General features: G+C 63.6%; 22 protein-coding genes, 1 tRNA gene and 3 pseudogenes. 17 read left to right on the forward strand and 9 right to left on the reverse strand.

Going from position 1 to position 26,146, the window contains the following annotated elements:
• The first annotated feature begins 70 nt into the window (after positions 1-70).
• The 3 genes from acnA to RPMA_RS00365 all read left to right on the forward strand — a co-directional run bounded on the left by acnA (position 71) and on the right by RPMA_RS00365 (position 4,535).
• Positions 71-2,788 (forward strand): aconitate hydratase AcnA, encoded by a 2,718-nt coding sequence (acnA, locus tag RPMA_RS00355; protein WP_211910981.1) that lies wholly within the window; start codon positions 71-73, stop codon positions 2,786-2,788.
• A 174-nt stretch (positions 2,789-2,962) separates the two neighbouring features.
• On the forward strand, positions 2,963-3,724 hold the full coding sequence (locus RPMA_RS00360; protein ID WP_211910982.1) for a DUF1223 domain-containing protein: 762 nt from the start codon (positions 2,963-2,965) through the stop codon (positions 3,722-3,724).
• A gap of 451 nt (positions 3,725-4,175) precedes the next feature.
• Positions 4,176-4,535, forward strand: a complete 360-nt coding sequence (locus RPMA_RS00365) for a DUF2794 domain-containing protein (RefSeq protein WP_211910983.1) — start codon at positions 4,176-4,178, stop codon at positions 4,533-4,535.
• A gap of 110 nt (positions 4,536-4,645) precedes the next feature.
• Here the strand turns inward: RPMA_RS00365 and RPMA_RS00370 are convergent, their stop codons facing one another.
• The 4 genes and pseudogenes from RPMA_RS00370 to RPMA_RS00385 all read right to left on the reverse strand — a co-directional run bounded on the left by RPMA_RS00370 (position 4,646) and on the right by RPMA_RS00385 (position 9,618).
• Entirely contained in the window at positions 4,646-5,170 is a 525-nt protein-coding gene (locus RPMA_RS00370; protein WP_211910984.1) for a GNAT family N-acetyltransferase, read from the reverse strand.
• An 84-nt stretch (positions 5,171-5,254) separates the two neighbouring features.
• Positions 5,255-6,040: a Bax inhibitor-1/YccA family protein gene (locus RPMA_RS00375; RefSeq protein WP_211910985.1), complete on the reverse strand. Its 786-nt coding sequence runs from the start codon at positions 6,038-6,040 to the stop codon at positions 5,255-5,257.
• A gap of 296 nt (positions 6,041-6,336) precedes the next feature.
• A pseudogene (locus tag RPMA_RS00380) lies at positions 6,337-8,903 on the reverse strand (ABC transporter permease).
• A 4-nt stretch (positions 8,904-8,907) separates the two neighbouring features.
• A complete protein-coding gene (locus tag RPMA_RS00385; protein ID WP_211910986.1) occupies positions 8,908-9,618 on the reverse strand; it encodes an ABC transporter ATP-binding protein in 711 nt (236 codons plus the stop codon).
• Between RPMA_RS00385 and RPMA_RS00390 the strand changes: the two genes are divergently transcribed.
• Together RPMA_RS00390 and thpR are read left to right on the forward strand one after the other, a co-directional pair.
• A complete protein-coding gene (locus RPMA_RS00390) occupies positions 9,605-10,309 on the forward strand; it encodes an arylesterase (protein WP_249225496.1) in 705 nt (234 codons plus the stop codon). The two genes, RPMA_RS00385 and RPMA_RS00390, sit on opposite strands and share 14 nt — an antisense overlap.
• A 256-nt stretch (positions 10,310-10,565) precedes the next feature.
• On the forward strand, positions 10,566-11,168 hold the full coding sequence (thpR, locus tag RPMA_RS00395; RefSeq protein WP_211910987.1) for an RNA 2',3'-cyclic phosphodiesterase: 603 nt from the start codon (positions 10,566-10,568) through the stop codon (positions 11,166-11,168).
• Here the strand turns inward: thpR and RPMA_RS00400 are convergent.
• From RPMA_RS00400 to tsaD, 4 genes and pseudogenes are all read right to left on the reverse strand, one after another.
• A pseudogene (locus RPMA_RS00400) lies at positions 11,137-11,837 on the reverse strand (class I SAM-dependent methyltransferase). The gene thpR and the pseudogene RPMA_RS00400 overlap by 32 nt on opposite strands.
• Entirely contained in the window at positions 11,804-12,220 is a 417-nt protein-coding gene (locus RPMA_RS00405; RefSeq protein WP_211910988.1) for an EVE domain-containing protein, read from the reverse strand. Before RPMA_RS00405 ends, RPMA_RS00400 begins: the two are co-directional and overlap by 34 nt.
• Positions 12,221-12,223: 3 nt before the next feature.
• Positions 12,224-13,204, reverse strand: a complete 981-nt coding sequence (locus RPMA_RS00410) for an NAD(P)H-dependent glycerol-3-phosphate dehydrogenase (RefSeq protein ID WP_211910989.1) — start codon at positions 13,202-13,204, stop codon at positions 12,224-12,226.
• Positions 13,205-13,208: 4 nt separating this feature from the next.
• Positions 13,209-14,282, reverse strand: coding sequence for a tRNA (adenosine(37)-N6)-threonylcarbamoyltransferase complex transferase subunit TsaD (tsaD, locus tag RPMA_RS00415; RefSeq protein ID WP_211913362.1), 1,074 nt, complete (start codon positions 14,280-14,282; stop codon positions 13,209-13,211).
• 147 nt (positions 14,283-14,429) lie between these two features.
• On the opposite strand from tsaD, the gene RPMA_RS00420 reads away from it, so the two are divergent.
• From RPMA_RS00420 to RPMA_RS00455, 8 genes and pseudogenes are all read left to right on the forward strand, one after another.
• A complete protein-coding gene (locus RPMA_RS00420; protein WP_211910990.1) occupies positions 14,430-15,161 on the forward strand; it encodes a uroporphyrinogen-III synthase in 732 nt (243 codons plus the stop codon).
• Between the two features lie 169 nt (positions 15,162-15,330).
• Positions 15,331-16,545: a COG4223 family protein gene (locus tag RPMA_RS00425; RefSeq protein ID WP_211910991.1), complete on the forward strand. Its 1,215-nt coding sequence runs from the start codon at positions 15,331-15,333 to the stop codon at positions 16,543-16,545.
• Between the two features lie 7 nt (positions 16,546-16,552).
• On the forward strand, positions 16,553-18,277 hold the full coding sequence (locus tag RPMA_RS00430) for a heme biosynthesis protein HemY (protein ID WP_211910992.1): 1,725 nt from the start codon (positions 16,553-16,555) through the stop codon (positions 18,275-18,277).
• Positions 18,278-18,405: 128 nt separating this feature from the next.
• Positions 18,406-18,481: transfer RNA gene (locus RPMA_RS00435), tRNA-Thr, on the forward strand.
• 163 nt (positions 18,482-18,644) lie between these two features.
• Positions 18,645-19,103 carry a helix-turn-helix domain-containing protein gene (locus tag RPMA_RS00440; protein ID WP_211910993.1) on the forward strand — a complete coding sequence of 153 codons (459 nt, stop codon included), beginning with the start codon at positions 18,645-18,647 and terminating at the stop codon, positions 19,101-19,103.
• 2 nt (positions 19,104-19,105) lie between these two features.
• The gene (locus RPMA_RS00445; RefSeq protein ID WP_211910994.1) at positions 19,106-19,696 is read left to right on the forward strand and encodes a PIN domain-containing protein; all 591 of its coding nucleotides are present in this window, start codon (positions 19,106-19,108) and stop codon (positions 19,694-19,696) included.
• An 86-nt stretch (positions 19,697-19,782) separates the two neighbouring features.
• Positions 19,783-21,075 carry a glutamate-5-semialdehyde dehydrogenase gene (locus tag RPMA_RS00450; protein WP_211910995.1) on the forward strand — a complete coding sequence of 431 codons (1,293 nt, stop codon included), beginning with the start codon at positions 19,783-19,785 and terminating at the stop codon, positions 21,073-21,075.
• A 35-nt stretch (positions 21,076-21,110) separates the two neighbouring features.
• Positions 21,111-21,730: pseudogene (locus tag RPMA_RS00455) on the forward strand (nicotinate-nucleotide adenylyltransferase).
• Between the two features lie 119 nt (positions 21,731-21,849).
• Here RPMA_RS00455 and RPMA_RS27905 read toward each other — a convergent pair.
• Positions 21,850-22,170, reverse strand: coding sequence for a hypothetical protein (locus RPMA_RS27905; protein ID WP_249225498.1), 321 nt, complete (start codon positions 22,168-22,170; stop codon positions 21,850-21,852).
• 88 nt (positions 22,171-22,258) lie between these two features.
• Between RPMA_RS27905 and rsfS the strand changes: the two genes are divergently transcribed.
• The 4 genes from rsfS to RPMA_RS00475 all read left to right on the forward strand — a co-directional run bounded on the left by rsfS (position 22,259) and on the right by RPMA_RS00475 (position 26,005).
• Positions 22,259-22,570 (forward strand): ribosome silencing factor, encoded by a 312-nt coding sequence (gene rsfS, locus RPMA_RS27910; protein WP_249225780.1) that lies wholly within the window; start codon positions 22,259-22,261, stop codon positions 22,568-22,570.
• Positions 22,571-22,708: 138 nt separating this feature from the next.
• Positions 22,709-23,191 carry a 23S rRNA (pseudouridine(1915)-N(3))-methyltransferase RlmH gene (gene rlmH / locus RPMA_RS00465; protein ID WP_211910997.1) on the forward strand — a complete coding sequence of 161 codons (483 nt, stop codon included), beginning with the start codon at positions 22,709-22,711 and terminating at the stop codon, positions 23,189-23,191.
• A gap of 16 nt (positions 23,192-23,207) precedes the next feature.
• On the forward strand, positions 23,208-24,581 hold the full coding sequence (locus tag RPMA_RS00470) for a murein hydrolase activator EnvC family protein (RefSeq protein WP_211910998.1): 1,374 nt from the start codon (positions 23,208-23,210) through the stop codon (positions 24,579-24,581).
• Positions 24,578-26,005: a S41 family peptidase gene (locus RPMA_RS00475; protein ID WP_211910999.1), complete on the forward strand. Its 1,428-nt coding sequence runs from the start codon at positions 24,578-24,580 to the stop codon at positions 26,003-26,005. Before RPMA_RS00470 ends, RPMA_RS00475 begins: the two co-directional genes overlap by 4 nt.
• Positions 26,006-26,146 lie beyond the last annotated feature (141 nt).

A 26,146-nucleotide genomic window follows, 5' to 3' on the forward strand; every position in this document is an offset into this window, starting at 1 on the left:
AACGGTCTTCTCCACCGATGGTGTTCAACACCCTGCTCGGGGTGTTTCAACTGGATTGGGACCCTCTCTCATGACCTCACTCGACAGTTTCAAGTGCCGCAAGACCCTCAAGGTGGGCACCAAGACCTATGTCTATTACAGCCTGCCCCAGGCCGAGAAGAACGGCCTGACCGGCATCTCGAAGCTGCCCTATTCGATGAAGATCCTGCTCGAGAACTTGCTGCGCAACGAAGACGACCGCACGGTCAAGAAGGCTGACATCCTCGCCTTCTCGAAATGGGCCAGGAAGCGCAAGCTCGAGCATGAAATCGCATTCCGCCCCGCCCGCGTTCTGATGCAAGACTTCACAGGCGTCCCCGCGGTGGTCGATCTCGCCGCCATGCGCAACGCGATGCAGGCGCTGAAGGGCGACCCGAAGAAGATCAACCCGCTGGTCCCGGTCGATCTCGTCATCGACCACAGCGTGATCGTCAACTTCTTCGGTGACAACAAGGCCTTCGGCAAGAACGTCGCTGAAGAGTACAAGCAGAACAAGGAACGCTACGAGTTTCTGAAGTGGGGCCAGAGCGCCTTCTCCAACTTCTCCGTCGTGCCGCCCGGCACCGGCATCTGCCATCAGGTCAATCTCGAATATCTGTCCCAAACCGTCTGGACCAAGAAGCAGAAGATGAAGGTCGGTCGAAAGACCGGCACGTTCGAGGTCGCCTATCCCGACACGCTGGTCGGCACCGACTCGCACACCACCATGGTCAATGGTCTCGCCGTGCTCGGCTGGGGCGTCGGCGGCATCGAGGCGGAAGCCGCGATGCTCGGCCAACCACAATCGATGCTGCTGCCCGATGTGGTCGGCTTCAAGCTGTCCGGCGCGCTCAAGGAAGGCGTCACCGCCACCGACCTCGTGCTCACCGTCACCCAGATGCTGCGCAAGCAGGGCGTGGTCGGCAAATTCGTGGAATTCTACGGCCCCGGTCTCGATGCCATGTCGGTTGCCGACAAGGCGACGATCGGCAATATGGCGCCCGAATACGGCGCCACCTGCGGCTTCTTCCCCGTCGATGCCGCCACCCTCGATTATCTCAAGACATCGGGCCGCAAGGCTGCGCGCGTTGCACTGGTCGAGGCCTATTCCAAGGCGCAGGGACTTTATCGCACCGCCAAGTCGCCGGATCCGGTGTTCACCGAAACGCTGAAGCTCGATCTCGGTGATGTCGTGCCATCGATGGCTGGTCCGAAGCGCCCGGAAGGACGCGTCGCTTTGCCGGCCATTGCGGATGGCTTCGCCAACGCGCTTGCCAATGAATACAAGAAGCCCAACGCCGCCGAGCGTTTCCCGGTCGCAGGCAAGAATTTCGATCTCGGCCATGGTGACGTCGTCATCGCCGCCATCACTTCCTGCACCAACACCTCGAATCCGAGCGTGCTCGTCGCTGCCGGCCTGCTCGCCCGCAACGCTGTCGCCAAGGGCTTGAAAGCCAAGCCGTGGGTGAAAACTTCACTGGCGCCGGGCTCGCAGGTCGTCGCGGGCTATCTCGCCGATTCCGGCCTGCAGCTCGATCTCGACAAGGTCGGCTTCAATCTCGTCGGCTTCGGCTGCACCACCTGCATCGGCAATTCCGGCCCGCTGCCGGAAGAGATTTCGAAGACGATCAACGATAACGGCATCGTCGCTGCCGCAGTACTCTCGGGCAACCGCAATTTCGAAGGCCGCGTTTCGCCGGACGTGCAGGCGAACTACCTCGCCTCGCCGCCGCTGGTCGTCGCCCATGCCCTCGCCGGCACGGTGACCAAGAATCTCGCGGTGGAGCCGATCGGCGAAGGGAAGGATGGCAAACCCGTTTTCCTCAAGGACATCTGGCCGACTTCGCAGGAAGTCAACGCGATCATCAAGAAGTACGTCACCTCGACGATCTTCAAGAAGAAGTATGCCAATGTCTTCGAAGGCGACGCCAACTGGAAGAAGATCAAGACGGTCGAGAGCGAGACCTATAAGTGGAACATGGGCTCCACTTATGTGCAGAACCCGCCCTACTTCGAAGGCATGAAGAAGGAGCCGGAGCCGACCACCGACATCGTCAGCGCGCGTATCCTGGCGCTGTTCGGCGACAAGATCACCACTGACCACATCTCGCCGGCCGGCTCGATCAAACTCACCTCGCCCGCCGGCAAGTATCTGTCCGAGCATCAGGTGCGCCCGGCCGACTTCAATCAATACGGCACGCGCCGCGGTAATCATGAAGTGATGATGCGCGGCACCTTCGCCAATATCCGCATCAAGAACTTCATGATGCAGGGCGCCGATGGCAACGTGCCGGAAGGCGGCATGACCAAGCACTATCCAGACGGTGAAGCGATGTCGATCTTCGATGCCGCGATGAAGTATCAGGCCGAGCAGGTGCCGTTGGTGATCTTTGGCGGTGCCGAATACGGCAATGGCTCATCGCGCGACTGGGCCGCGAAGGGCACGCGTCTGCTCGGCGTTCGCGCAGTCATCACCGAGAGCTTCGAGCGTATCCACCGCTCCAATCTGGTCGGCATGGGCGTGCTGCCGCTGACCTTCGAGAATGGTTCATCGTGGAAGAAGCTCGGCCTCACGGGTAGCGAGCAGGTGACGATTCGTGGCCTGACCGGCGAGATCAAGCCCCGCCAGCAGATGGTGGCGGAAATCACGATGGCCGACGGCAAAATCCATAAGGAAACACTGCTTTGCCGCATCGATACGCTGGATGAGCTGGAATACTATCGTAACGGTGGCATTCTCCATTACGTGCTGCGCCAGCTGGCGGCATAACCCGCGACAACTGTGACGTCGTGCCTCACCTCGAAGTGAGTGGCAGGTGATTGGAAGGCGGCTTAAGAAGAGCCGCCTTCTTAGTTCCAGGCATGTGCGTTTTACGCCCCCCATCGAGCGGCACATACAGGTGTCCACCTGTCATGTGTCCAACTTCGAGCGCGGCAAGTCTTAATGAAATCTCTCCGTGACACATCGCGATGGACTGGGGCTCTCGGCATCGCCGTCGCCTTCGGTCATATTGCCTTTTGTCAATCCGCACTGGCGCAGCCACGCGCAGTGGTCGAACTGTTCACATCGCAAGGTTGTTCATCTTGCCCACCTGCGGACAAGATCATCGGTGATCTCGCCAAGGATCCGTCGGTTATCGCACTCAGCATGCCCGTCGATTATTGGGACTATCTCGGCTGGAAGGACACGCTGGCCGACTCGCGCTTTAGTGCGCGCCAGAAAGCCTACTCCCAGGTGCGCGGCGATCGTGACGTTTACACGCCGCAGGCCGTGATCAATGGCGCGACACAGGTGATCGGCAGCGATGTCGGCCGCATTGAAGATGCGATCAGCGATACCAAGCGCGGCCCCGTGATGTCGGTCCCGGTCTCGGTGTCGGTTTCCGGTAAGCATGTGCATGTTTCCGTCGCGGCATCCAGCCACGCGCCGGGTACGGCACATGGCGAAGTGTGGATCTGCTCGGTATCGAAAGCAGTGCCTATCACCGTTGGTCGCGGCGAGAATCGCGGCAAGCAGCTCACTTACTACAATGTCGTGCGTAACTGGCTGAAGGTCGGCGACTGGAACGGCAGCGCGGCGCAATGGACTTTGCCGCTCGAGAACGTCTCGCGCGACGGCGTCGATACGGCTGTCGTCTATGTGCAGGACGGCACCCGCGACAAGCCGGGCGCGATGCGCGGCGCAGCGATCGCGTCGCTGCAGTAGTTACAACAAGAGTTAGCCCTATCATTCGTCATGGCCGGGTTGATCCCGGCCATCCACGTCTTTGCTCTGGTCAAAGCGTGGATACCCGGCGTGCGCCGGGCATGACGGAGAAGACAATCGCCTACGCGTTCCGCAGCTGGAGGCATCCCCCAAAAAGAAAAGGACCAACTTGCGTTGGCCCAGTGGGGATTAATCTAGTCTCTGCGCAGGGTCCGATCCCAACGACCGCGGGGGCTGGGGGCTGAGGAATCCGAGACCGGAAGAACCGGACCCGACGCAGTATCCTCTTGTCGCAACTTACAACGGCGTCCGATGGGCCAAATTCGGGCAGCAATAAGATTCGACTGACGTTCCTGTGACGGGAATTTTCTACCACTGAGACGTTTCAATCGGGTCTTGCGGCGAATGGCGGACGGCGCAATCATGTAAGTGATGTGACAGGAGGCGCCGCATGCATGTGATTCCGGGAGACAATGACCCCAGCGAGAATCGCGCGGCGACGGGCGCGGCCCCGGCGCCTGTCGTCAGCTTCAATCGGCTTGAACTCAGCCGTATCCTCAATCTCTACGGACGTATGGTCTCGGACGGCGAATGGCGCGATTACGCCATCGACTTCCTGCGCGATCGCGCGGTGTTCTCGGTGTTTCGCCGGGCGTCGGAAGTGCCGCTTTACCGGATCGAGAAGGATCCGCGGCTGGCCCGCAAGCAAGGCATGTATAGCGTGATCTCGGCCACTGGCATGATCCTCCGCCGCGGCCACGAACTCGATCGCGTGCTGCTGGTGATCGACCGGAAGCTGGCAGTGGTGTGAGGTCTGCGCCTGTAGCCCGGATGGAGCGCAGCGCAATCCGGGGACCGGCGTTTCAATTGAGGCTCTGAATCCCGGATTACGCTGCGCTCCATCCAGGCTACGAACAGGCGCTAAGGCACCGTCGTCGCGCCATCTCCCAGCGCCCGCTGCATCGAGATGGTGTCGAGCCAGCGGCCGAATTTGAAGCCCACATCCGGATGCGTGCCGATCATCTGGAAGCCGGCATTGCGATGAACGGCGACGGATCCGGCATTGGCGCTGTCGCCGATCACCGCCACCATCTGCCGAAAACCCTTCGCCTCACAGGCCAGGATCAGCGCCGCGAGCAACCTGCCGCCGACGCCACGGCGCTGCGCCGCTGGTGCTAGATAGATCGAATCCTCGACGGTAAATCGATAGGCCACCCGCGGCCGATGCGGGCCGGCATAGGCATAGCCCAGCACCTGATCGCCATCGACGGCCACGAAATAGGGGAAGCCGCCACCGGACAGCGCCTCATAGCGCCGGGTCATTTCGGCGAGATCCGGCGGGTCGAGTTCGAACGTCGCGGTGCCATGCAGGACCGCTTCTTCATAGATGGCAGTGATGGCGGGCAGGTCTGCGGGCGTCGCCGCACGAATGTCGATCTCGGGCATACGGGAACCGTAAAAGCGGCTCGCGCAAAAGAAAAGCCCCGGCTTTTGGCCGGGGCTTCGATCTTGTCTGGCGATGCGCCGAACTTACTCTTTCTGTCCGAGCAGCTGCAGCAGCAGCGTGAACAGGTTGATGAAGTTCAGGTAGAGCGACAGTGCGCCGGTGATGGCCGCACGTTCTGCGATGTCACCGCCCTGAGAGGCGTAGCCGTAGATGTAGTCGTTCTTCAGGCGCTGGGTATCGTAGGCGGTGAGGCCTGCGAAGATCAGCACGCCGACCACCGAGACGATGAACTGAAGCATCGACGAGGCGACGAAGATGTTCACGATGCTCGCGATGATGATGCCGAACAGGCCCATCATCAGGAACGAGCCCATGCCCGTCATGTCACGCTTGGTGGTGTAGCCGTAAAGGCTCAGTGCACCGAACGAGGCCGCGGTGATGAAGAACACGCGCACGATCGAGGTGTGCGTGTAGACCAGGAAGATCGACGACAGCGAGACGCCCATCAGCGCCGCGAACACCCAGAACAGCATCTGGGCCGTCGCCGGCTTCAGGCGGTTGATGCCGAACGAAATGGCGAACACCATCACCAGCGGGGCGGCGATGAAGACCCACTTCAACGGGCTGGCGAACATGTAATAGCCGAACGCCGACAGATGGGTCGAACCGACCCGCGCCACGGCATTCGAGGCGTCGGTGACGGCGCCCATATACACGCCCAGAGCAGCGAAGCCGGTGATGGCCAGACCGATGGTCATGTAGTTGTAGATGCGCAGCATGTAGGAGCGCAGGCCGGCGTCCACGGCAGCGGTGTCACGCGCGCCGGCACGGCCGAACGGAGAGGCGTAGTTACGGTCTAGATCCGACATGGTCGAAACCTCGATAAGTTGTCCAGGCGCCCGCAAAGGGTGTGCGTCGCTGGTCCGAATTATATCCCAGATTCAGCGCTGTACGGGATGAATATCTCGACACAAACACTGAAGGCCTGACCCAAAGGGTATGTGGTAAACTAACACATTCACTGCAAGCTTCCACGCGTGGCGGAATGTCGCTCCGATGCCGTCACAAAGGAAACCGGTAAACATTCCCGCGGGAAAGGCTTGCCGATTTCTTCGTCATTTTGCACGAATCAGCCCGCGCAACGACAGCTCCGTGTCAAAACGGGTCACAAATTCCGCAATACGGTGGCAGGCTTCTGATTCAGGGCTACCAGCGTACCAAGAAGCCCCAGTCCCACTGTGACAATAAGCGCGGCCAGCACGACACCGGCGGCGCTGCCGATCTGCCAGACGAAACTCAGCGTCATCAGCCGAGTGACGATCAGCCACGCCGCAACAGACCCAGCGATGACACCAAACACCGCCGTGGCAAGCCCGATCATCAGATATTCCAGCGCATAGGCGCCCAGCAGCCTCGCCCGCGTGGCGCCGAGGGTCTTCAGTATGACGGCGTCATAAACGCGGTGGCGATGGCCGGCGGCCAATGCGCCGCCCAGAACCAGGATCGCCGACAGCAGCGTCACCGCGCTGGCACCGCGAATCGCGAGCACGAGATTGGTCACCACCGTGCCCACCGTATCCAGCGCCTCGCGCACGCGGACCGTGGTGATCATCGGGAACGCGTCCGCCACAGCCTTGACCAGGGCGCCGTCCCGGGACGGATCGACGTCATGTTCCGTCAGCGTGGCGATATGCGTATGCGGCGCGCCGCGGAAGGTGTTGGGCGAGAACACCAGCACGAAATTGATGCCGAGGCTCTGCCAGTCGACCGTGCGCATGCTGCCGATCTTCGCCGTGATGTCGCGGCCGAGCACATTCACCACGACGTCGTCGCCGAGTTTGAGACCGAGCCCGTCGGCAAGCTTCTTCTCGAACGACACCAGCGGCGGGCCGCTATAGCCCGGTTTCCACCATTCGCCCTCGACCACTTTCGACCCGTGCGGGATTTCGTCGGTATAACTGAGGCCGCGGTCGCTCTGCAGCACCCATTCGGCATCGGTCGCGGGCTTGAGATCCTCCGCCTTGACGCCCCGCGCCGCAACGATTCGCCCGCGCAGCATCGGCACATCCTCGATCGTTGCCTGCGGTTTTTTCTCTTTCAGAAACGCACTGAAACGATCGGCATCGGTGGAGGGGATATCGATGAAATAGAACGACGGCGCCCTTTCCGGCAGCGACGCCATGAATTGTCGCCGCAGATTGCCGTCTATCTGGGTGATGGTCACCAGCACCGTGAGGCCGAGCCCCAGCGACATCACCACCGACGGCGTCAGCGCGACGGGCCGGTGGATATTGGCGATCGCCAGCCGCAACATGGTCAGGCCCGGCCTCGGCAGTTTTCGCGCAAAGGTCATCATCGCGCCGGCGATCCCGCGCAGCAATGCGAACACCACCACCCACGACACCACGAACACCGCAGCGACGCGCTTGTCATAAGCGAGCCCGATCACCACAGCGATCAGCACCGCAATGACCACGGCCATCGTGGCGAGGTAGCGTGTCTGCGGCCGGCGCGCTTCGGTATGCGCGGCATCGCGGAACAGTGCGGCGACCGGCACGTCATGCACCCGCGCCAGCGGCCACAGGCCGAACGCAAGGGCCGTGAGCAGGCCATAGAGCAGCGACAGCGCGAGTTCCCCGGATGCAGCGCCGCCACCACCGGCAGCGGCAGGATCTTGCCGAATACGCCGACAATGGCGAAAGGCAGTGCTGCGCCGAGCACAAGGCCGATCACCGAACCGATGCCGGCCAGCACCATCACCTGGGTGAGATACATCGCGAACACGTCGCGCCCGGTCGCCCCCAGTGCCTTCAGCGCAGCGATCACCTCACGGCGACGATCGATATGGCTCCTCACAGCATTGGCGACACCGACACCGCCGACCAGCAGCGCGGCAAGGCCGACCAGCGTCAGGAACTGGGAGAAGCGGGTGATGTTGCGCTCAAGTTGCGGCGAGGCATTGTCGCGCGAGCGGATTTCCCAACCGGCCTGCGGCAATTCCTTGCGCGTGGCGTCGGTGAAGGCCTTGGCGGCACGATCGCTGTTGTCGGCTTCCGGCAGTTTGACGCGATAGATCCAGCGCACCAGGCTGCCGGGCTGCAGCAATGCTGTGGCGCGCAGCGAATCCTCGCTGACCAGGAAACGCGGCGCAAAGCCGACGCCGCCGGCGAGCTTGTCGGGCTCGGCATCGATCACGCTGCGAATCTGGAACGTCGCGCTCCCAACCGTAACACGGTCACCGAGCTTGAGCCCGAGGCGCGCCAGCAATGTCGTGTCGGTGGCAGCCCCATAGGCGCCATCGCGCTCCGCCAGCAGGTCGCTGATCGGCATGTCGGGAATCAATTTCGGCTTGCCGAGCAGCGGGTATGCGGCATCGACGGCCTTCAGCTCCACCAGAGCGAGATTGCCATCGGCCGCGCGCACCATGCCGCGCAAGGTGGCCGCCACCGAGACCTGCCCGCGCGTGCGCAGGAACGCCAGTTCCTCCGGCTTGGCCTCGCGTTGCATCAGTGAGAACGCGACGTCGCCGCCGAGTAGTGTCCGCCCCTCGCGCGCAAGACCGTCACTGAGACTGGCAGCGACCGAGCCGACGCCGGCGATCGCCAACACGCCCAGAGCGATGCAGGCGATGAACACGTAAAACCCGCGCAACCCGCTGCGCATCTCGCGCAGGGCATAGCGAAAGGCCAGCGACAAGCCGCGTGTCGGGGCGTGATCGACAATAGCGCTCATGCGATCAGGCCGCTTCGATATGGCCGGAGCGCAGGCGCACCACGCGATCGCAACGCTCTGCCAATGCGTTGTCATGCGTCACCAGCACCAGCGTCATGCCGCGCTCCGCATGCTGCGCGAATAGGAGATCGACGATCTGGCTGCCGGTGGTCTCGTCGAGATTGCCGGTCGGCTCGTCGGCCACGAGGATGGCGGGATCGGGCGCCAGAGCACGCGCCAGCGCCACGCGCTGCTGCTCGCCTCCCGACAATTGCCGCGGATAGTGATGCAAGCGCGCCCCGAGCCCGACCGCTTCGAGCTCTTTTGCCGCCCGGCCATTGGGATCGGGATGGCCGGCGAGCTCCAGCGGGACGGCCACGTTCTCCAGCGCCGTCATGGTCGGAATCAAATGGAAGGACTGGAACACGATGCCGACATGGCGACCGCGGAAGCGCGCCAATCCGTCCTCGTCGAGATCATTGAAAGCGGTGCCATTGACCACCACCTGACCCGAGTCAGGCCGTTCCAGCCCCGCCATCACCATCAATAGCGTGGATTTACCGGAGCCCGACGGGCCGATCAGACCGATCGCTTCGCCCGAGCCGACGCGCAAGCTGATATCCTTGAGGATATGCACGCGCGCGGCACCCGTGCCGAGCGACAGGTTGATGTTCGAGATGGAAATGGTGTCCGGCGCAGTGCCGGCCGAGGATGAGGTGTCGATGCGCGTGTCCATGTCGGTGTCATATGGCACTTCATTTGCGGCGGTCGAGGGGTGGCTGCGCACGTTTGCGTGCCTGCTGATGGCCGGATGGCTCGTCACATTGCCGCAGGGGGCTGCTCACGCACAGGCTCCCGCCAAGCCGGTGAAACTCGTCGTGCTCGGCGATTCCCTCAGCGCCGGCTATGGCTTGCCGGCCACGGCGGCCTTCCCGGTCCGGCTGCAAAAGGCCCTGACGGATAAGGGCGTGGCGGTCGACATCACTAATGCCGGGGTCTCCGGCGATACCACCTCGGGCGGTCTTGGCCGGCTCGACTGGTCCGTTCCCGACGGCACCCAGGGCGTGATCGTCGAGCTTGGCGCCAATGACGCGCTGCGCGGCGTCGATCCGAAGATACCGCGTGAGGCGCTCACCGAGATCGTCAAGCGGCTGCAGGCGCGCGGCATCAAGGTCCTCCTTTGCGGCATGCTGGCACCGCCGAATTACGGCAAGGACTATGCGGACAAGTTCAACGCGATCTATCCGGATCTCGCCAAGCAGTTCGACATTCCCCTGTATCCGTTCTTCCTCGATGGCGTTGCCGGCAACACCGCACTGAACCTGCCCGACGGCATGCACCCGACGGCTGATGGCGTTGACATCGTGGTGAACAAGATCTTGCCGACGGTGGAAACTTTCGTGGCAACGCTTGCGCCGAAGAACTAAGCAATTGCCGCGCTAGCGATCATGCCTCGCAGGACGCTGTCGAGTTATCCGGAACCTGACGCTGCGATGACACGCGTTGCTTCGCAGAGTCACATAACTCGGGTACAAAATAGACATCGGTGATTCGTCGGTCTTCCTCGACTCACCGGCTCGTTTGTTCGGGCATGATTTTCGCCGAGCGGTGCGTCCGTGCGTCAGCACATGGATACGCAGCACCCTTCGGCGAAAATCGCGCCCCGACAAAAAGGAGCTGCCTATGCCGCGTCTATTCGCCGGACTGGAGATACCAGCCGATATCGGCCAGACATTGGCCAATTTGCGTGGTGGCCTGCCAGGCGCGCGCTGGATCGATCCCGAAAATTATCACGTCACGCTTCGCTTCATCGGCGACATCGACGGCATCTCCGCCAATGAGATCGCTCAGCTGATGTCACGCGTCGAACGCAAGCCGTTCGACGTGACTATCCGCGGTCTCTCCAGCTTCGGTGGCAACAAGCCCCGCGCCATCGTGGCATCGGTGGAGCCGAGCAGGCCGCTGCTCGAATTGCAAGCCGAACTGGAACGGCTCGTGCGCCGCTGCGGCGTGGGGCCAGAGAGCCGCAAATTCACGCCGCATGTGACGCTGGCGCGCCTGCGCGATGCGTCCTGCCGCGATGTCGCCGACTATCTCTCGGTGCGCGGATATTTCCCCAGCAAGACCTTCAGAGCGTCGGAATTCGTGCTGTTCTCGTCACGCGCTTCGACCGGCGGCGGCCCTTATCTGGTGGAGGATTCCTACGCGCTGTGCGCGGCCGATATCGATCGCACGCAGCCCCCGCGGCATACGCTCATGCCAGCGTCCACACCGCGGTATTCTTGATCTCGGCATCTTCGAGATCGCGCGTCACCGGCACCTGGTATTCGGCCAGCTTTCGCAACCGGTCTTTCGGCAGATAGCTGCGGCCGGGATCGCCGATCAGCACGGTGACGCCGCGTGCGGCGTGCCGGGACAGAAACGCGTAGGCACGTTCCGCCGTATCGCGTTCGTAGAAAATATCACCGGCGAGGATCGTCTGCGCATCGGGTGCAGCGGCCTCGCAGAGCAGATCATCCCCCGCGCCTCGACGACCACGCCGTTATCATCCGCATTGATGGCAATCGCGGCGCGCGCGAAGCCATCGATGTCATAACCGATGACGCTGTTCGCGCCGGCCTTCATCGCGGCAATCGCGACCAGTCCCGATCCCGATGCGAGATCGAGTACGGCGCGCCCGGCGACATGTTCCCGGTGATCGAGCACGAACCGCGCCAGCGCCTGCCCACCGGCCCAGGCGAACGCCCAGAACGGCGGCGGCAGGCCGGCTTCGCCGAGCTCTTCCTCGGTCTTGCTCCATAGCGGCACGGCTTCGTCAGCCACATGCAGCGAGATCTCCGGCACCAGCGGCACCGGCAGCAGGCGCGTATTCGCGCGGATGAATCCAACGGGATCGATGATCGCAGGCTTGATGCCCGCGCTCACAGTCCGCCCATCTTGCAGAGCAGCTTCCATTCCTCGGCGGTGATCGGCGGCACCGACAGGCGGGACTGTTTGATGATCGCGACATCAGCCAGTTTCGGCTCGGCCTTGATCGCCGCCAGCGACACCGGGCGCGGCAGATCCTGCACGGCCTTGACGTCGACGCAGACCCACGGCGTTCCCGGCTCGGCCGTGGGATCGGGATGATGCTCCTTCACGATCTCGGCGATCCCCACGATCTCCTTGCCGATATTGGAATGATAGAAGAAGGCGCGGTCGCCTTTCTTCATCTTCATCATGTTCAGCTTGGCGGTGTGGTTGCGGATGCCGGTCCATTCGGTGCCCTTGGCACCCGCCGCTTTCTGCTCGTCCCACGACCAGGCGTCGGGCTCCGATTTGATCAGCCAGTATTGCATCGTCTAACCTTCCGCCTTGAACGGCCGCGTCAGCAAGCCTTCGATCACCTGATCGACGCTCAAACTGCCGCCGAGAATCATCGCCACCGCTTTCGCGACAGGCATATCGATATTGCTGGCTTCGGCCAGCTCGATCAGCACCGGCGCGGTGAAGGCGCCTTCTGCCAGCTTGCCCGCCGGCGGCGGGTCGCCGCGGCCGAGCGCGACGCCGAGCGAAAAGTTTCGCGATTGCGCGCTGGAGCAGCTGAGAATGAGATCGCCAAGGCCGGAGAGACCCGAGATCGTCTCGGCCCGCGCGCCGCAGGCCACGCCAAGGCGCAATAGTTCGCTGAAGCCCCGCGTGGTCAGTGCTGCCAGCGCCGACGCGCCGAGTTCGCGGCCCACAACGATGCCGGCGGCAATCGCCAGCACATTCTTCGCGGCGCCGCCGATCTCGACGCCGCGCACATCCGTGGAGTGATAGGGCCGGAACGTCGCCGATCCCAATGCCTGCACGAGCTTGATCGCGACGTCCTCGTCGGCGCAGGCGAGCGTCACCGCGGTCGGCAAACCGGCCGCGACATCATCGGCAAAATTCGGACCCGACAGAATCGCCGGCAGCACATCCGGCGCGACCTCGGCGATCACCTCGGTCATGAATTTATGCGAGCCCTGTTCGATACCCTTGGCACAGGCGACCACTGGCTTGCCTGCCGTCAGCAGCGGCGCGACGGCCGTCAGCGCCTCGCGCAATTGCTGCGACGGCACGGCGAGCAGGATGATATCGGCCCGCGCGGCGAGCGCGAGATCCGACGTGACGAACACGGCATCATCGATGCCTGCACTCGGCAGCCGCGGATTGCTGCGTGAGGTCTGCATCATCTCGGCCGCCGCCGGTGAGCGCGCATAGAGCACGACCTCGCGCCCGGCACGTGCTGCGACATCGGCGAGCGCGGTGCCATAGGCTCCGGCTCCGATCACGGCGACCGACTGAAACGCGCTCATCGCATCAATATCCCGCACGGCTGTTCTTGTGTCCGGCCGGCGCCTTTGCATCGGCATCGAGCAGCCAGCGTGCGCGGGGCGCAGCGTCCATGCCGTCGGAAATGCCGAGCGCGAGACGTTCGGCGCCAGCCCAGGCGATCATCGCGCCATTATCCGTGCAAAGCGCCGGTGGCGGCAGCAGCAGCACCGTGCCGGCCTTTCTTGCGATCGTCTCCAGCGCGCCGCGAATGGCCTGATTGGAGGCCACGCCGCCCGCCGCGACCAGCGCCTGCGGCGGTCCGAACCGTTCCTCGAAAATCCGCAAGCCCACTTTCAGCCTATCCGCCGTCGAGGCCAGCACGGCCGCCTGGAAACTCGCGCAGAGATCGGCGACGTCCTGCTCCTCCAGCGGCAGCAGGCGCGATGCTTCGTTGCGGACCGCCGTCTTCAGCCCGGACAGCGAAAAATTCGGCTCGGGCCGTCCGACCATCGGCCGCGGAAATTCGAACCGTGTCGCATTGCCCTGCGCAGCGGCCCGCTCCACCTGCGGACCGCCGGGATAGGGCAGGCCCAGCATCTTTGCGACCTTGTCGAATGCCTCGCCCATGGCGTCATCGACGGTGGTGCCCAGCCGCACATACTCACCGACGCCGAGCACGGCGACGATTTGCGTATGCCCGCCGGAGACCAGGAACAGGCAATAGGGAAATACCAGCGGCTCGGTGAGCCGCGGCGTCAGCGCATGAGCCTCGAGATGGTTCACCGCGATGAGCGGCGTATCGTGCACCATCGCGATCGCCTTCGCCGTGGTGAGGCCCACGATCACCCCGCCGATCAGCCCCGGCCCGGCTGCTGCCGCGACGCCTGCGAGATCGGCATAACCGACGCCGGCCTCACGCATGGCGCGGTCGATCAACCCGTCCAGCAGGTCGATATGGGCGCGGGCCGCGATCTCCGGCACCACGCCGCCATAGGGTGCGTGATCCCCAATCTGCGAATGCACGATATTGGACAGGATGCGGCCGCTGCCGTCCGGCGCCCGTTCGATCACGGCGGCTGCGGTCTCGTCGCAGGTCGTCTCGATCCCCAGCACCAGCATCGGCCTGTCATCGGTCAAACTTGCGTCGGTCACGCTTGGTCCTTGCTTTGTCAGCGGAATATGGGTTCTTGCTGCCCCGGCAGTAGCATTGCGGGGTCGCAAAGTGCAATCACCGCGGCCTCTGCCCCGAAACCATGAGGGTCCCCCATGGCCATTCTCGTCACCCGCCCGCAGCCCGACAATGCCCGCACCATCGCCGCTTTGCGCGCGCAGGGACATGTTGCGCTGGCGGCACCCATGCTGCGCTTCGAAAAGGTGCTGTTCTCGCTCGATACCGATGCCGATATCGGCGCCGTCATCGTCACCTCGGCCAATGCCCTGCGCGGCCTCGCCGACCAGCCCGCAGCCAACCGCCTGTTCCGGCTTCCTGTCTTCGCGGTAGGCGACCGCACCGCGCAGGCGGCCCAGGACACCGGTTTCAGGGATGTCATCTCAGCCGGCGGCGACGCCAATGACCTGCGCGCGTTGCTGGCAGCGCGGGCGCAGTCCGTGAAACCGCTGCTCTATCTCGCCGGCGCCGATCTCTCCCGCGATCTCGCTGCCGAACTCGGCGCGCGCGGTTTCGAGGTCGTCACCCACACCACCTATCGCATGGCACCGGTCACCGATCTGCCGGATGATGTGGCCGGCGCTTTCGCCGCCGGCCAGATCGACGCCGTGCTGCATTACTCCCGGCGCAGCGCTCGCGCCTTCTTCAAGGCGACAGGCCTTGGCGGCGTCGAGATTTCTGCTTTGGCGATCCCGCATCTCTGTCTTTCCGCACAGGTCGCGCAGATTGCTCATGACGCCGGTGCGACAAAAGTCATGGCCGCAGCCGAGCCAAACGAAGACGCCTTATTCGCAACGCTCACCCGTGCCATCCCGCCAAATGCACGCTAGGGTCGGATTCATCTCCGATGAAGCCGACCCTAGCGTTTTCGTTTGCCTGAGCATGATCTTATCCGAAAACCGGTATCCACTTTTCTGGATCATGCTCTAGAAACCGACGTTAACAGAGAGGCCACCGAATCCCTGCTAAGGGTCGGCATGCTTTGAAGGAACCTGTGCCATGGCCGATGATAGCGAAACCGGATCGGTTCCGAATGCCGGCCGGCCAAAACGCCAGCCGCCGACCCTCGAACTGGCCGCGACCCACGTGACCGAACGCACTGTTGCCAGCGAGACTCCGCCAAGCGAAGAGCCGGCTTCGCCGCAAGATGCTGCACAAGGCACTGCACCTGACGAAACGGCTGCCCAGAGCACTCCACATATCGACACGGCCCCGTCCGACATGCCTCCCGAGCCTGTGGAACCCGTAACGGAAGAGCCGGCACCTCCGCCGCCTCAGCGCGAACGCGCTGCCATCCTGCTGCCGATCGCCGCAGGTGCTTTGGCAGGTGCGGTGGTCGCGGGCACCACATGGTTCGTACTCAACAGCCTGTCCGTGCCCGACCGGTCGGAGATCGATGCGCTGACCGCGCGGATTGCCCAGCTCGAAGCGCGTCCCGCACCGAAGCCGGACACTAGCGCCGCCACCCGCATCGACGGTCTGGAGAAATCCATCGCCGCCTTGCGTGGCGACCTCACCAACGCAAAGACGCAGTCGGACCGTGCCGTGGCCGAGATCAATCAGCTCAAATCCGCCCCGCGCAGCACGACCGCCGTGGTCGATCTCGCGCCGATCACCGAACGCCTGAATGCCATCGAGCGCGCCGCCGGCGACCTGAAGTCATCGACCGATCAGCAGAATGCAAAACCTGCCGATGATGTGGCATTGCGCCGAACCGTCGCCGCCTCGCTGCTCGATACATCGGTGCGACAAAGCGAGCCTTACGCCAGCGCGCTTGCCGCAGTGAAGCCACTGGCCAGCAATGCCACGCAACTGACGCCGCTCGATGCCTTCGCCACCACCGGCGTTCCGAATGACGCCACCCTTAGCCGCGAGCTGCTCACACTGCTGCCGAAGCTCGCACCGGCAAAGACCGAGACTGTGGCCGCCGGCACCGGTTTCCTCGACCGTCTGCAAGCCGGCGCCGCCAAGCTCGTGCGCATCGAGCGCAGCGATGCCGTGAGCAGCAACATCAGCGCCGTGGCGCGCGCGGGCGCTGCCGCACGCAGCAACGATGTCACCACCGCGAAGCGCGAGCTGCTGACGCTCGCCCCCGCCGAGCGGGCCACTGTGCAGCCATGGCTCGACAAGCTCGCCGCGCGCGATGCAGCGCTGGCAGCCTCCCGTCAATTCGCAGCCGACGCGATGGCGGCGCTCTCCAAACCAGCGCCGTGAGCCTCCAATGATCCGTATCGTTGCCTTTCTCGTTCTCATCGCGCTTCTGGCTTTCGGCGCCGCATGGGTGGCCGACCAGACCGGCGATGTCGCCATGTCCTGGGGTGGCTGGACGATCTCGACGTCACTGCCGGTCTTCGTGCTGGTGCTTGGCCTCGTCATCCTGACCGGCATGCTCGCGGTGTGGCTGCTGTTCAGCATCTGGCGCGGCCCGGAACGCTATCGCCGTCATTGCCGCAACAAGCGTCAGGCGCGCGGGCGTCACGCCGTCACGCAGGGCCTGCTCGCCATCGGCCAGGGCGATGGCGCTGCAGCCAAACGCCATTCCGGTGTCGCCAGGCGGCTCACGTCAAACGATCCCCTGGCGTTGCTGCTGCAGGCACAATCGGCCCAGCTCGACGGCGATCGCGCCGGCGCTCATCGCGCGTTCCAGGCGATGGCCGAGCGTCAGGATACGCGGCTGCTCGGCTTGCGCGGCCTTTTCATCGAGGCCCAACGCAGCGACGATCCGCAAAGTGCCGTGGCACTGGCCGAGGAAGCCCTCAAACTCACGCCGAATTCCACATGGGCCGCGCAGGCCGTGCTCGGCTTCCGTTGCGCCCAGTCCGACTGGACCGGCGCGCTGAAGATCCTCGATGCCAATCTGTCGTCCGGGCTGATCGACCGCGTCGCCTATCGTCGTCAGCGCGGCGTGCTGCTCACCGCCCGCGCGCTCGACGCCGAAACCAAGGACCGCGACCTTTCCCGCGACAGCGCCGCGGAAGCCATTCGCCTCGCGCCGACGCTGATCCCCGCCGCCGTGCTGGCCGCGCGCTTCCAGAGCGAAGCGCATCAGATCCGCCGCGCCATGAAGATCATCGAGACGGCCTGGCTGGCGCAGCCGCATCCCGATCTCGCCGATGCCTATGCCCATGTGAAACTCGGCGATTCCGCGCGCCAGCGCCAAGTCCGCGTCGAGACGCTCGCCGCCAAAGTCCCCGGCCATGTGGAAGGCGCTCTCGCCATCGCCCGCGCCGCCATCGACGCTGCCGAATATGCCCGCGCCCGCGAGGCACTGGCACCCTTCATCGCCGAACCGACCCAGCGCACCGCCATGCTGATGGCCGAACTGGAACGCACCGAACACGGCGACAGCGGCCGTGCCCGCGCCTGGACCCTCCGCGCCGTCCGCGCCCGCCATGACCCGGTCTGGACCGCCGACGGCTATGTTTCGGAACGCTGGCGCCCGGTGTCGCCGGTCACCGGCCGGATCGACGCGTTCCAGTGGCAGGAGCCGCTGGCCGCATTGCCGTCCGGTGAGGCCGATCCGATTGCCGCCATGGAAGCCGAAATCTTGCGTGAGACGGTGCTGGCGCCTCCGCTGACGGTCCCAAAACCGATGGCAGAGCCCGAACCGGCCACGCCCATCGCCGAAAAACCGCCCGAGCCCATCCTGACGCCCGCGGCCCCGGCCGAGCCGGATCTGGAACCGGTCGCCGAGACGCCCCCGCCGGCCGATATCCCGCCGCCCCCCAAGCCGGAGCCTGCCCCCGTCCCGCTGTTCCGCGAGCGCGCCGATATCGCCAAGGCCGCCAAGCCCGCGGTGCCGATCCCGGCCGTCATTCCCATCACCCGCGCCCCGGATGATCCGGGCGTCGATGAGGATGATCCCTATCGCGATGAATTCGCCGAATTGAACAGCGGCCAGCAGCAAGGCGGCTGGCGCGGCTTCATGCGCCGCTGGGGCGGCTGATCGAGACTAACTTCAAGGCCAGCGCTTTTCGCGCCGATTGGCCCTTCCGCGCCTTGCAAAACCGGGGTGCGGGCGATATCAGAGGCCTCATCGCGCCCGGCTGCCCAGCCGAATCGCGACCGTGGTTCGCCGCAATAGCTCAGTTGGTAGAGCACGTCATTCGTAATGACGGGGTCACAGGTTCGAGTCCTGTTTGCGGCACCATTTTTCGATTGACCTTTGGATTTGGCCAATGACCTTCGCGATATGCGTTGGCAGGTAAGATGGCACGCGCTTCCGCCTCGGAACCTTCATCCACCTGCATTGTTTTTTTGTTGCGTTTATTTCGAATATCGCATAGAGAAAATATTCAACGGGAGCAGAAATCATGACCATTCCAGCCCTGGCCGAGGCCTTTGGCGGTCGATTGCCTTCCGCCAGCGAAAAGGCAGCCGCCAATCAACTTCGCCAAATTCTCGCTGCTCATACAGACGGCGACACAACTCTTCGTGTCCTCGATGAAGCAACCCAGCAACCGTCCGAGGTGACGCTAGGGCCGGCATTGTCCAACATTCTCATGGAATTGCTTCGCCATATTGGCCGCGGTGATGCTGTGACGCTGGTGCCTGTGCATCAGATGCTGACCACTCAGCAGGCTGCCGACATCCTGAACGTGTCGCGTCCGTTCTTTATCGCATTGTTGGAGAAGGACGAGATCAAGCACTCGCTGGTCGGTCGCCACCGCCGCGTTCGCGCGGAAGATCTGTTCGCCTATAAACTGGCGCGCGACAACAAGCGTAGCGGGGCTCTCGCGAACCTTGCTGAGATGGATGCGGAGCATCTCTAAATTTGTTTGCGAACCGCTTCACCGCATTTATCGATGCATGCTCCCTCGCAGGAGCGTTGAAGCGCAATCTGTTGCTGACGCTTGCGGAGGCAGAGTTCTTCCGTCTCCGCTGGTCGGCCAAGGTACTCGATGAAACAGAAGCTGCGATCGAGAAAATTCTGATCCGCAAGGGTGTCACCGATGCTGGTGATCGCGCCAACCGGGCGCGTGGATTTATGGAGGCGGCTTTCGAGGAAGCATGTGTCGGCGACTACGACCAGTTGCTCTCCGTCTGCGCAACTCTACCCGACCCGAATGATGCCCATGTGGTTGCGGCTGCCTTGAAGACCCGAGCGGCGATGATCGTAACGGAGAATCTCAAGGACTTTCCGGACGACATCCTGGGTGCCTTGAATATCGAGGCGCGGTCCGCCGATGCATTTATCGCCGATACGATAGCGCTGGATCCTGGGCGAGCAGTTGCAGCAATCCGGACCATGCGTCTGCGCCTGAAAAAGCCCGAAAAGACGCCAGATGTTCTGCTTTTGGACATGGAAGCCGAGGGTTTGGTCGAGACCGTCGATATCTTACGACCGCACGTCCAGTCTCTATGATGGAGCCGTCTGGCTACCTTTGACCTTCCGGCCTCGACCTCCTATTTTAATCCGATAGTTCCGTATCTTAAGCCCCTGAGCCTCCCATGACCGCCTCGCTGAAAGCCATCGACGGATCGGCCGATCTGCCGGTTCTGATGAACGACCTCGCTGCCCGCGCCCGCGCGGCGGCCCGGGCGCTCGCGGTGGCGCCAACGGAGCAGAAAAATCGCGCTCTGGCGGCCATGGAAGCGGCGATCCGCGCCAATGTGGCGGCGATTCTGGCGGCCAATGCCGAGGATGTGGCCGAGGTCCGCGCCAATGGCGCGACATCGGCCTTCATCGACCGGCTGACGCTGACCGAGGCGCGCGTCCACGGCATGGCCGATGGTATTCGCATCATCCATGACATCACCGACCCCGTCGGCCATGTCTCCGAACGCTGGCAGCGACCCAATGGCATGACCATCGAGCGCGTGCGGGTGCCGCTCGGCGTCGTGGGCGTAATTTTCGAGAGCCGGCCGAATGTGGCGGCGGACGCCGGCGTGCTGTGCCTGAAGTCGGGCAATGCGGTGATCTTGCGCGGCGGGTCGGACAGTTTTCGTTCCTGCCGCGCCATCCATGATTGTCTCGTGCAGGGCCTGCGCGAAGCCGGGCTGCCGGAGGCGGCGATCTCGCTGGTGCCGACGCGCGATCGGGCGGCGGTGGGGTTGCTGCTGACCGGGCTCAATGGCGGCGTCGATGTGATCGTGCCGCGCGGCGGCAAGAGCCTGGTCGCACGCGTCGAGGCCGAGGCACGGGTGCCGGTGTTCGCACATCTCGAAGGCGTCAATCACGTCTATGTGGATCGTGCGGCCAAGCTCGATATGGCGAAATCGATTGTGCTGAATGCCAAGATGCGCCGGCCGGGCGTGTGTGGCGCAACGGAAACGCTGCTGGTCGACAAAGCGGTCGCGGGCACGCATTTGAAGCCGCTGGTCGATATGTTGCTGGATGCCGGCTGCGAAGTGCGCGGCGACGAGGCCGTGCAGAAAACCGATGCGCGCGTGAAGGCTGCCACGGCCGAGGATTGGGACACCGAATACGAGGACGCGATCATTTCCGCGCGCCTGGTGGACGGTCTCGACGATGCGCTCACGCATATCCACGCGCATTCCTCGCATCACACCGATGCGGTGGTGACCGAAGACGACGCGGTGGCGACGCGCTTCCTCAACGAAGTCGATTCCGCCATCGTGCTGCATAACGCCTCGACGCAGTTTGCCGATGGCGGTGAGTTTGGCTTTGGCGCCGAGATCGGAATTGCCACGGGCAAATTCCACGCCCGTGGTCCGGTCGGCGCAGAGCAGCTCACCAGCTTTAAATATCGCGTCCACGGCACCGGGCAGACGCGACCGTGAGCGATCGCCTGCGGGCGCCGCGATCTCCGGTCTTCATGCACGGCCTGCCGTCAGTGGCGCCCGGCTTGCGGATCGGGCTGCTTGGCGGCTCGTTCAATCCGCCCCACGCCGCCCATCGCGCCGCGACCCTGTTCGCCATGAAGCGGCTGGAGCTGGATTATGTCTGGTGGCTGGTCTCGCCCGGTAACCCGCTGAAGGATCGCAGCAACCTGCATGACCTCGCCGAGCGCGCCGAAGCGGCGGCACGGGTAGCCGATCATCCGCGGATCGCGGTCAGCTGTCTCGAAAGCGTCATTGGCACGCGCTATACCGTCGATACCGTCACCTATCTGCACCGGCGATGCTCGCAAGCTCGATTCGTCTGGATCATGGGAGCCGACAACCTCGCCCAGTTTCACCGCTGGGGCGTTGGCAGCAGATTGCCGGCCTCATCCCCATCGCCGCCATCGACCGCGCCTCATCCAATCCGGCATCGCAGGGCTGCCGCGCGCTGGCCGCTCAGATGCCGCAGGCCTTGGCACGGTTTCGTGTGCCGGAGCGCGCTGCTGGGTCATTGGCCGACCGCGCCCCGCCCGCATGGACCTTCCTGACCGGCCTCAAGCTGACCCTGTCGTCCACCCGGCTGCGGAACCCGGACGGCAGCTGGAAAAGCTGAGTCCCCTGCAACCACGAGACGTGCTAGTATGGTCGCGTGCTGGAATATCGAATCCGGCAAACCCACATGCGTATAGATGAACAGGGCGCCGGATCGGCGCTCCCCACTGAAAGGAATGGTCACCTGGCCACCTCATCGTCCAAGACTGCAAAGTCCAAGGCTTCGACGTCCAAGGCTTCGACGTCCAAGGCTTCAACCTCCAAGGCGTCGATGTCCAAGGCTTCAGCATCCAAGGCTTCAGTATCCAAGACGGGCGCTTCCAAAAAGGCGTCGTCCAAAGCCGCTTCAGCCGACAAGAAGGCCCCGGCCGACAAGGCCGTGAAGAAAGCGCCAGTCAAAAAGACTCCGGCGAAGAAAACCGCTGCCAAAGCTGCTGCGCCAAAAAAGGCCGCTGCTCCGAAAGCCGGCAAGACCACGGCGACCAAAGCCGTGATCGCCAAGAAGGCCGCGCCGAAGAAGGCCGCCGCCGAAGCAGTGCAGGACAGTGCTGCCAAGACCCTGAAGCTGGTGCTGGGCCGTCTCGATGACATGAAGGCGGAAGAGACCGTCACCATCGACCTGCGCGGCAAGTCGGCATTTTCGGACTATCTGGTCGTGACGACGGGCCGGTCGAACCGCCATGTCTCCTCGATCGCGGAGAATGTCACGAAAGGCCTGAAGGAAGCCGGGCAGAAGAAGCTTCATGTGGAAGGCATGGCCAATGCCGACTGGGTGCTGGTCGATACCGGCGAAGTGATCCTGCATGTGTTCCGGCCGGAAGTCCGTGAATTCTACAATATCGAGCGGCTTTGGACGCAGAACACGCAGGATGACGCGCGGGCGAATTTGAAGGCGGTGTGAGTCTGTAGCCTGGATGGAAGCCAACGGGTCGCGCGAAGCGCGCCCGATGGTGAACTCAGCGAAATCCGGGACCAGCAGAGTTAGTTGAAACGCCGGTCCCCGGATTGCGCTTCGCTCCATCCGGGCTACGGTGCGGCCATGCATCTCCTCGTCATTTCCATCGGCAAGCTCAAGCAAGGTCCCGAGCGCGAACTTGCCGAGCGTTATCGTGAACGGTTCGACGATATCGGCCGCAAACTCGGTTTTCGCAGCCTGAGCGTTCATGAAATTCCGGAAAGCCGGGCACGCGATACGGCGACCCGGATGGCCGAGGAAGGCACGGCCATCGCCGCCCTGATTCCGGACAAGTCCACCCTCGTCACCATGGATGAGCGCGGCGCGAGCATTGATAGCGCCAGCTTCGCGCGCCATCTTGGCAAGGCACGGGACGAATCGGTGTCACATTATGTTTTTGTCATCGGCGGCGCGGACGGACTTTCGCCCGAATTGCGGCGCAAAGCGAAACTCAGCATGGCCTTCGGCTCGGCAACCTGGCCGCACCAGATGGTTCGCGTCATGCTCTTGGAACAAATTTATCGGGCTGCCACCATTCTCGCTGGCCACCCCTATCATCGCGTGTAAAGGCGCTTTCGAAACTTTGATCCTGTCGCTGCGGCCTCCTCACCGTGACATCGGACGACGTGCTCCGTCGCTGCCGACGCTGCTGCTGTCGGCAGGTCTGGCTGGCATCGGAGTCGAATCCGCGAAGGCGCAGACAGCACCGGCAGCTTCGCAACAGCAGGAAGCCGCGGCACCGCCGACGGATCTCATCCGTCAGCGCGAGCAGGAATTGCAGGCTGCGCGTGAGCAGCAACAGAAGGCCGCGGAATTACAGGCCAAATTGAAGGCGGACATCGCGGCGATCGGCCAGGATCGCGGCAAGCTCAATCAGCAACTGATCGATATCGCCGCGCGCGTGCGTGGCGTCGAAACCAAGATCGACGATGCCGAAGGTCGGCTGCGTCCGCTCGATGCGCGAGAGCGCGAGATTCGCGCCTCGCTGGATTCGCGGCGCGGTGAAATTGCGGAAGTCCTGGCTGCACTTCAGCGCGCCGGCCGCCGCGCCCCGCCGGCGCTGTTGGTGCGCCCCGAAGATGCCTTGCAGTCGCTGCGTACGGCGATGCTGCTCGGCTCCGTGGTGCCGGACATGCGCGCCCGTGCCGAGAAGCTCGTTGGAGATCTCAGCGAGCTCGTGAATCTGCGCAAGGCGATTTCGACCGAACGCGATCAACTCGCGCTCGACCGCGACAAGCTCAAGGAAGAGCAAACTCGCCTGACCTCCTTCACCGGTGAGCGGCAGCGCCAGCTCACGGCGGTCGAGAAGGACATCGATGCGGAAAACGCGCGCGCGATCGCGCTGGCGCGCCAGGTCGACAGCCTGCAGGGGCTGGTCGCCAAGATGGAGCAGGAATCCAAGGCGGCGGCCAAGGCGACCCAGACGGCCAATCTGCAGGGCGCGCCGGCCGATCTCGCCAATGGCAAACCGAATGTCGAGGCCCTGAAGAATGCCGGTCGCATGGCACCGGCGATCGCTTTTGCCTCCGCCAAGGGCATGCTGGCTTTGCCGGTCAACGGCATCCGTCTACGGAACTATGGCGTGGCTGACGGGGTCGGTGGCGCGGAAAAAGGCATGTCTGTGGCGACGCGTGCAGGCGCGCAGGTCACAACCCCGTGTGATGGCTGGGTGGTCTATTCCGGACCCTTCCGCAGCTACGGACAACTCTTGATCCTCAATGCCGGGGGCGGATATCATGTCCTGATCGCCGGGATGGAGCGTATATCGGTGAACATTGGCCAGTTTGTCCTCGCCGGGGAGCCCATCGCAGTGATGGGATCGACCTCCCGAATGGCGTCGGTATTCGCGGCCAATGCGAGCCAGCCTGTGCTTTATATCGAGTTCCGTAAGGACGGCACTCCAATTGACCCTGGCCCCTGGTGGGCCGCTAACGAAGGCGAGAAGGTTCGCGGATGATGCGCAAGACTTCAATTATTCTGCTGAGTGCTGCGACCGGTGCCGCCCTGACGCTGTTCGTCACGCAGCCTCGCGCCGTGTTCATGGGCACGAGCGCCCGCGCTGCGACCTCCGACACCTATCGCCAGCTCAACCTGTTCGGCGACGTGTTCGAGCGCGTCCGCAGCGACTATGTCGAGAAGCCCGACGACAGCAAGATGATCGAATCCGCCATCTCCGGCATGCTCACCGGCCTCGATCCGCATTCCAGCTACATGGACGCCAAGAGCTTCCGTGACATGCAGGTGCAAACCCGCGGTGAATTCGGCGGTCTCGGCATCGAAGTCACCATGGAAGACGGCCTGATCAAGGTGGTGTCGCCGATCGACGACACCCCGGCCTCGAAGGCCGGCATCATGGCCAATGACATCATCACCAATCTCGACGACGAAGCCGTGCAGGGCCTGACCCTCAACCAGGCAGTCGAAAAGATGCGTGGTCCGGTGAACACCAAGATCAAGCTCAAGATCATCCGCAAGGGTGCCGATGCGCCGCTCGACGTCACGCTGGTGCGCGACAACATTCGCGTCCGCTCGGTGCGCGCACGGGTCGAGTCGGATGACATCGCCTATATCCGCGTCACCACCTTCAACGAACAGACCACCGAAGGCCTGAAGCGTGAGATCGCGGCGCAGACCGCAGCGATCGGCGCCGACAAGGTGAAGGGCTACATCATCGACATGCGCAACAATCCGGGCGGCCTGCTCGAAGAGGCCGTGACGGTGTCGGATGCGTTCCTGGATCGCGGCGAGATCGTTTCGACCCGCGGCCGCAATGCCGAGGAAACCCAGCGCCGCACGGCGCATACGGGCGACCTCACCAAGGGCAAGCCGGTGGTCGTGCTGATCAATGGCGGCTCGGCTTCGGCGTCGGAAATCGTCGCCGGCGCATTGCAGGACCACAAGCGCGCGACCATCATCGGCACGCGTTCGTTCGGCAAGGGCTCGGTGCAGACCATCATCCCGCTCGGTTCGGGCAATGGCGCGCTGCGCCTGACCACGGCGCGCTACTACACGCCGTCGGGCAAGTCGATCCAGGCCAAGGGCATCGTGCCGGACATCGAGATCGTGCAGGACGTGCCGGACGAGCTGAAGTCGCGCACCGACACCAAGGGCGAAGCCTCGCTCCGCGGCCATCTGAAGAACGATGGCGACGAGAAGACCGGCTCGCAGTCCTACGTGCCGCCGGACGCCAAGAACGACAAGGCCCTGAAGGCTGCCGCCGATCTGCTTCACGGCATCAAGGTGACCTCGAATGCCGCCGTGACCCAACCGGAAGTGAAGGCCGCGCAGGGTGACAGCAAGCCGGCTGACAAGCCGTCCAACGACAACAAGGCCGCCGGCGACAAGCCGGCTGCGGATAAGCCGGCCGCCAAGCCGAACTGATCCAGCGAAAAGTGACTGAGGAAAGGGCGGCCTGCGGGTCGCCCTTTTTCGTTTCGGCACAAGGAGCATGAGAGATGGGCAAGGCGCCCTACGTACGGCTGTGCGACTGTCCTCATGCTATGGTCTGCCGACTGATTCGGG

Source organism: Tardiphaga alba (assembly GCF_018279705.1).
GTDB classification, from domain to species: Bacteria; Pseudomonadota; Alphaproteobacteria; order Rhizobiales; family Xanthobacteraceae; genus Tardiphaga; species Tardiphaga alba.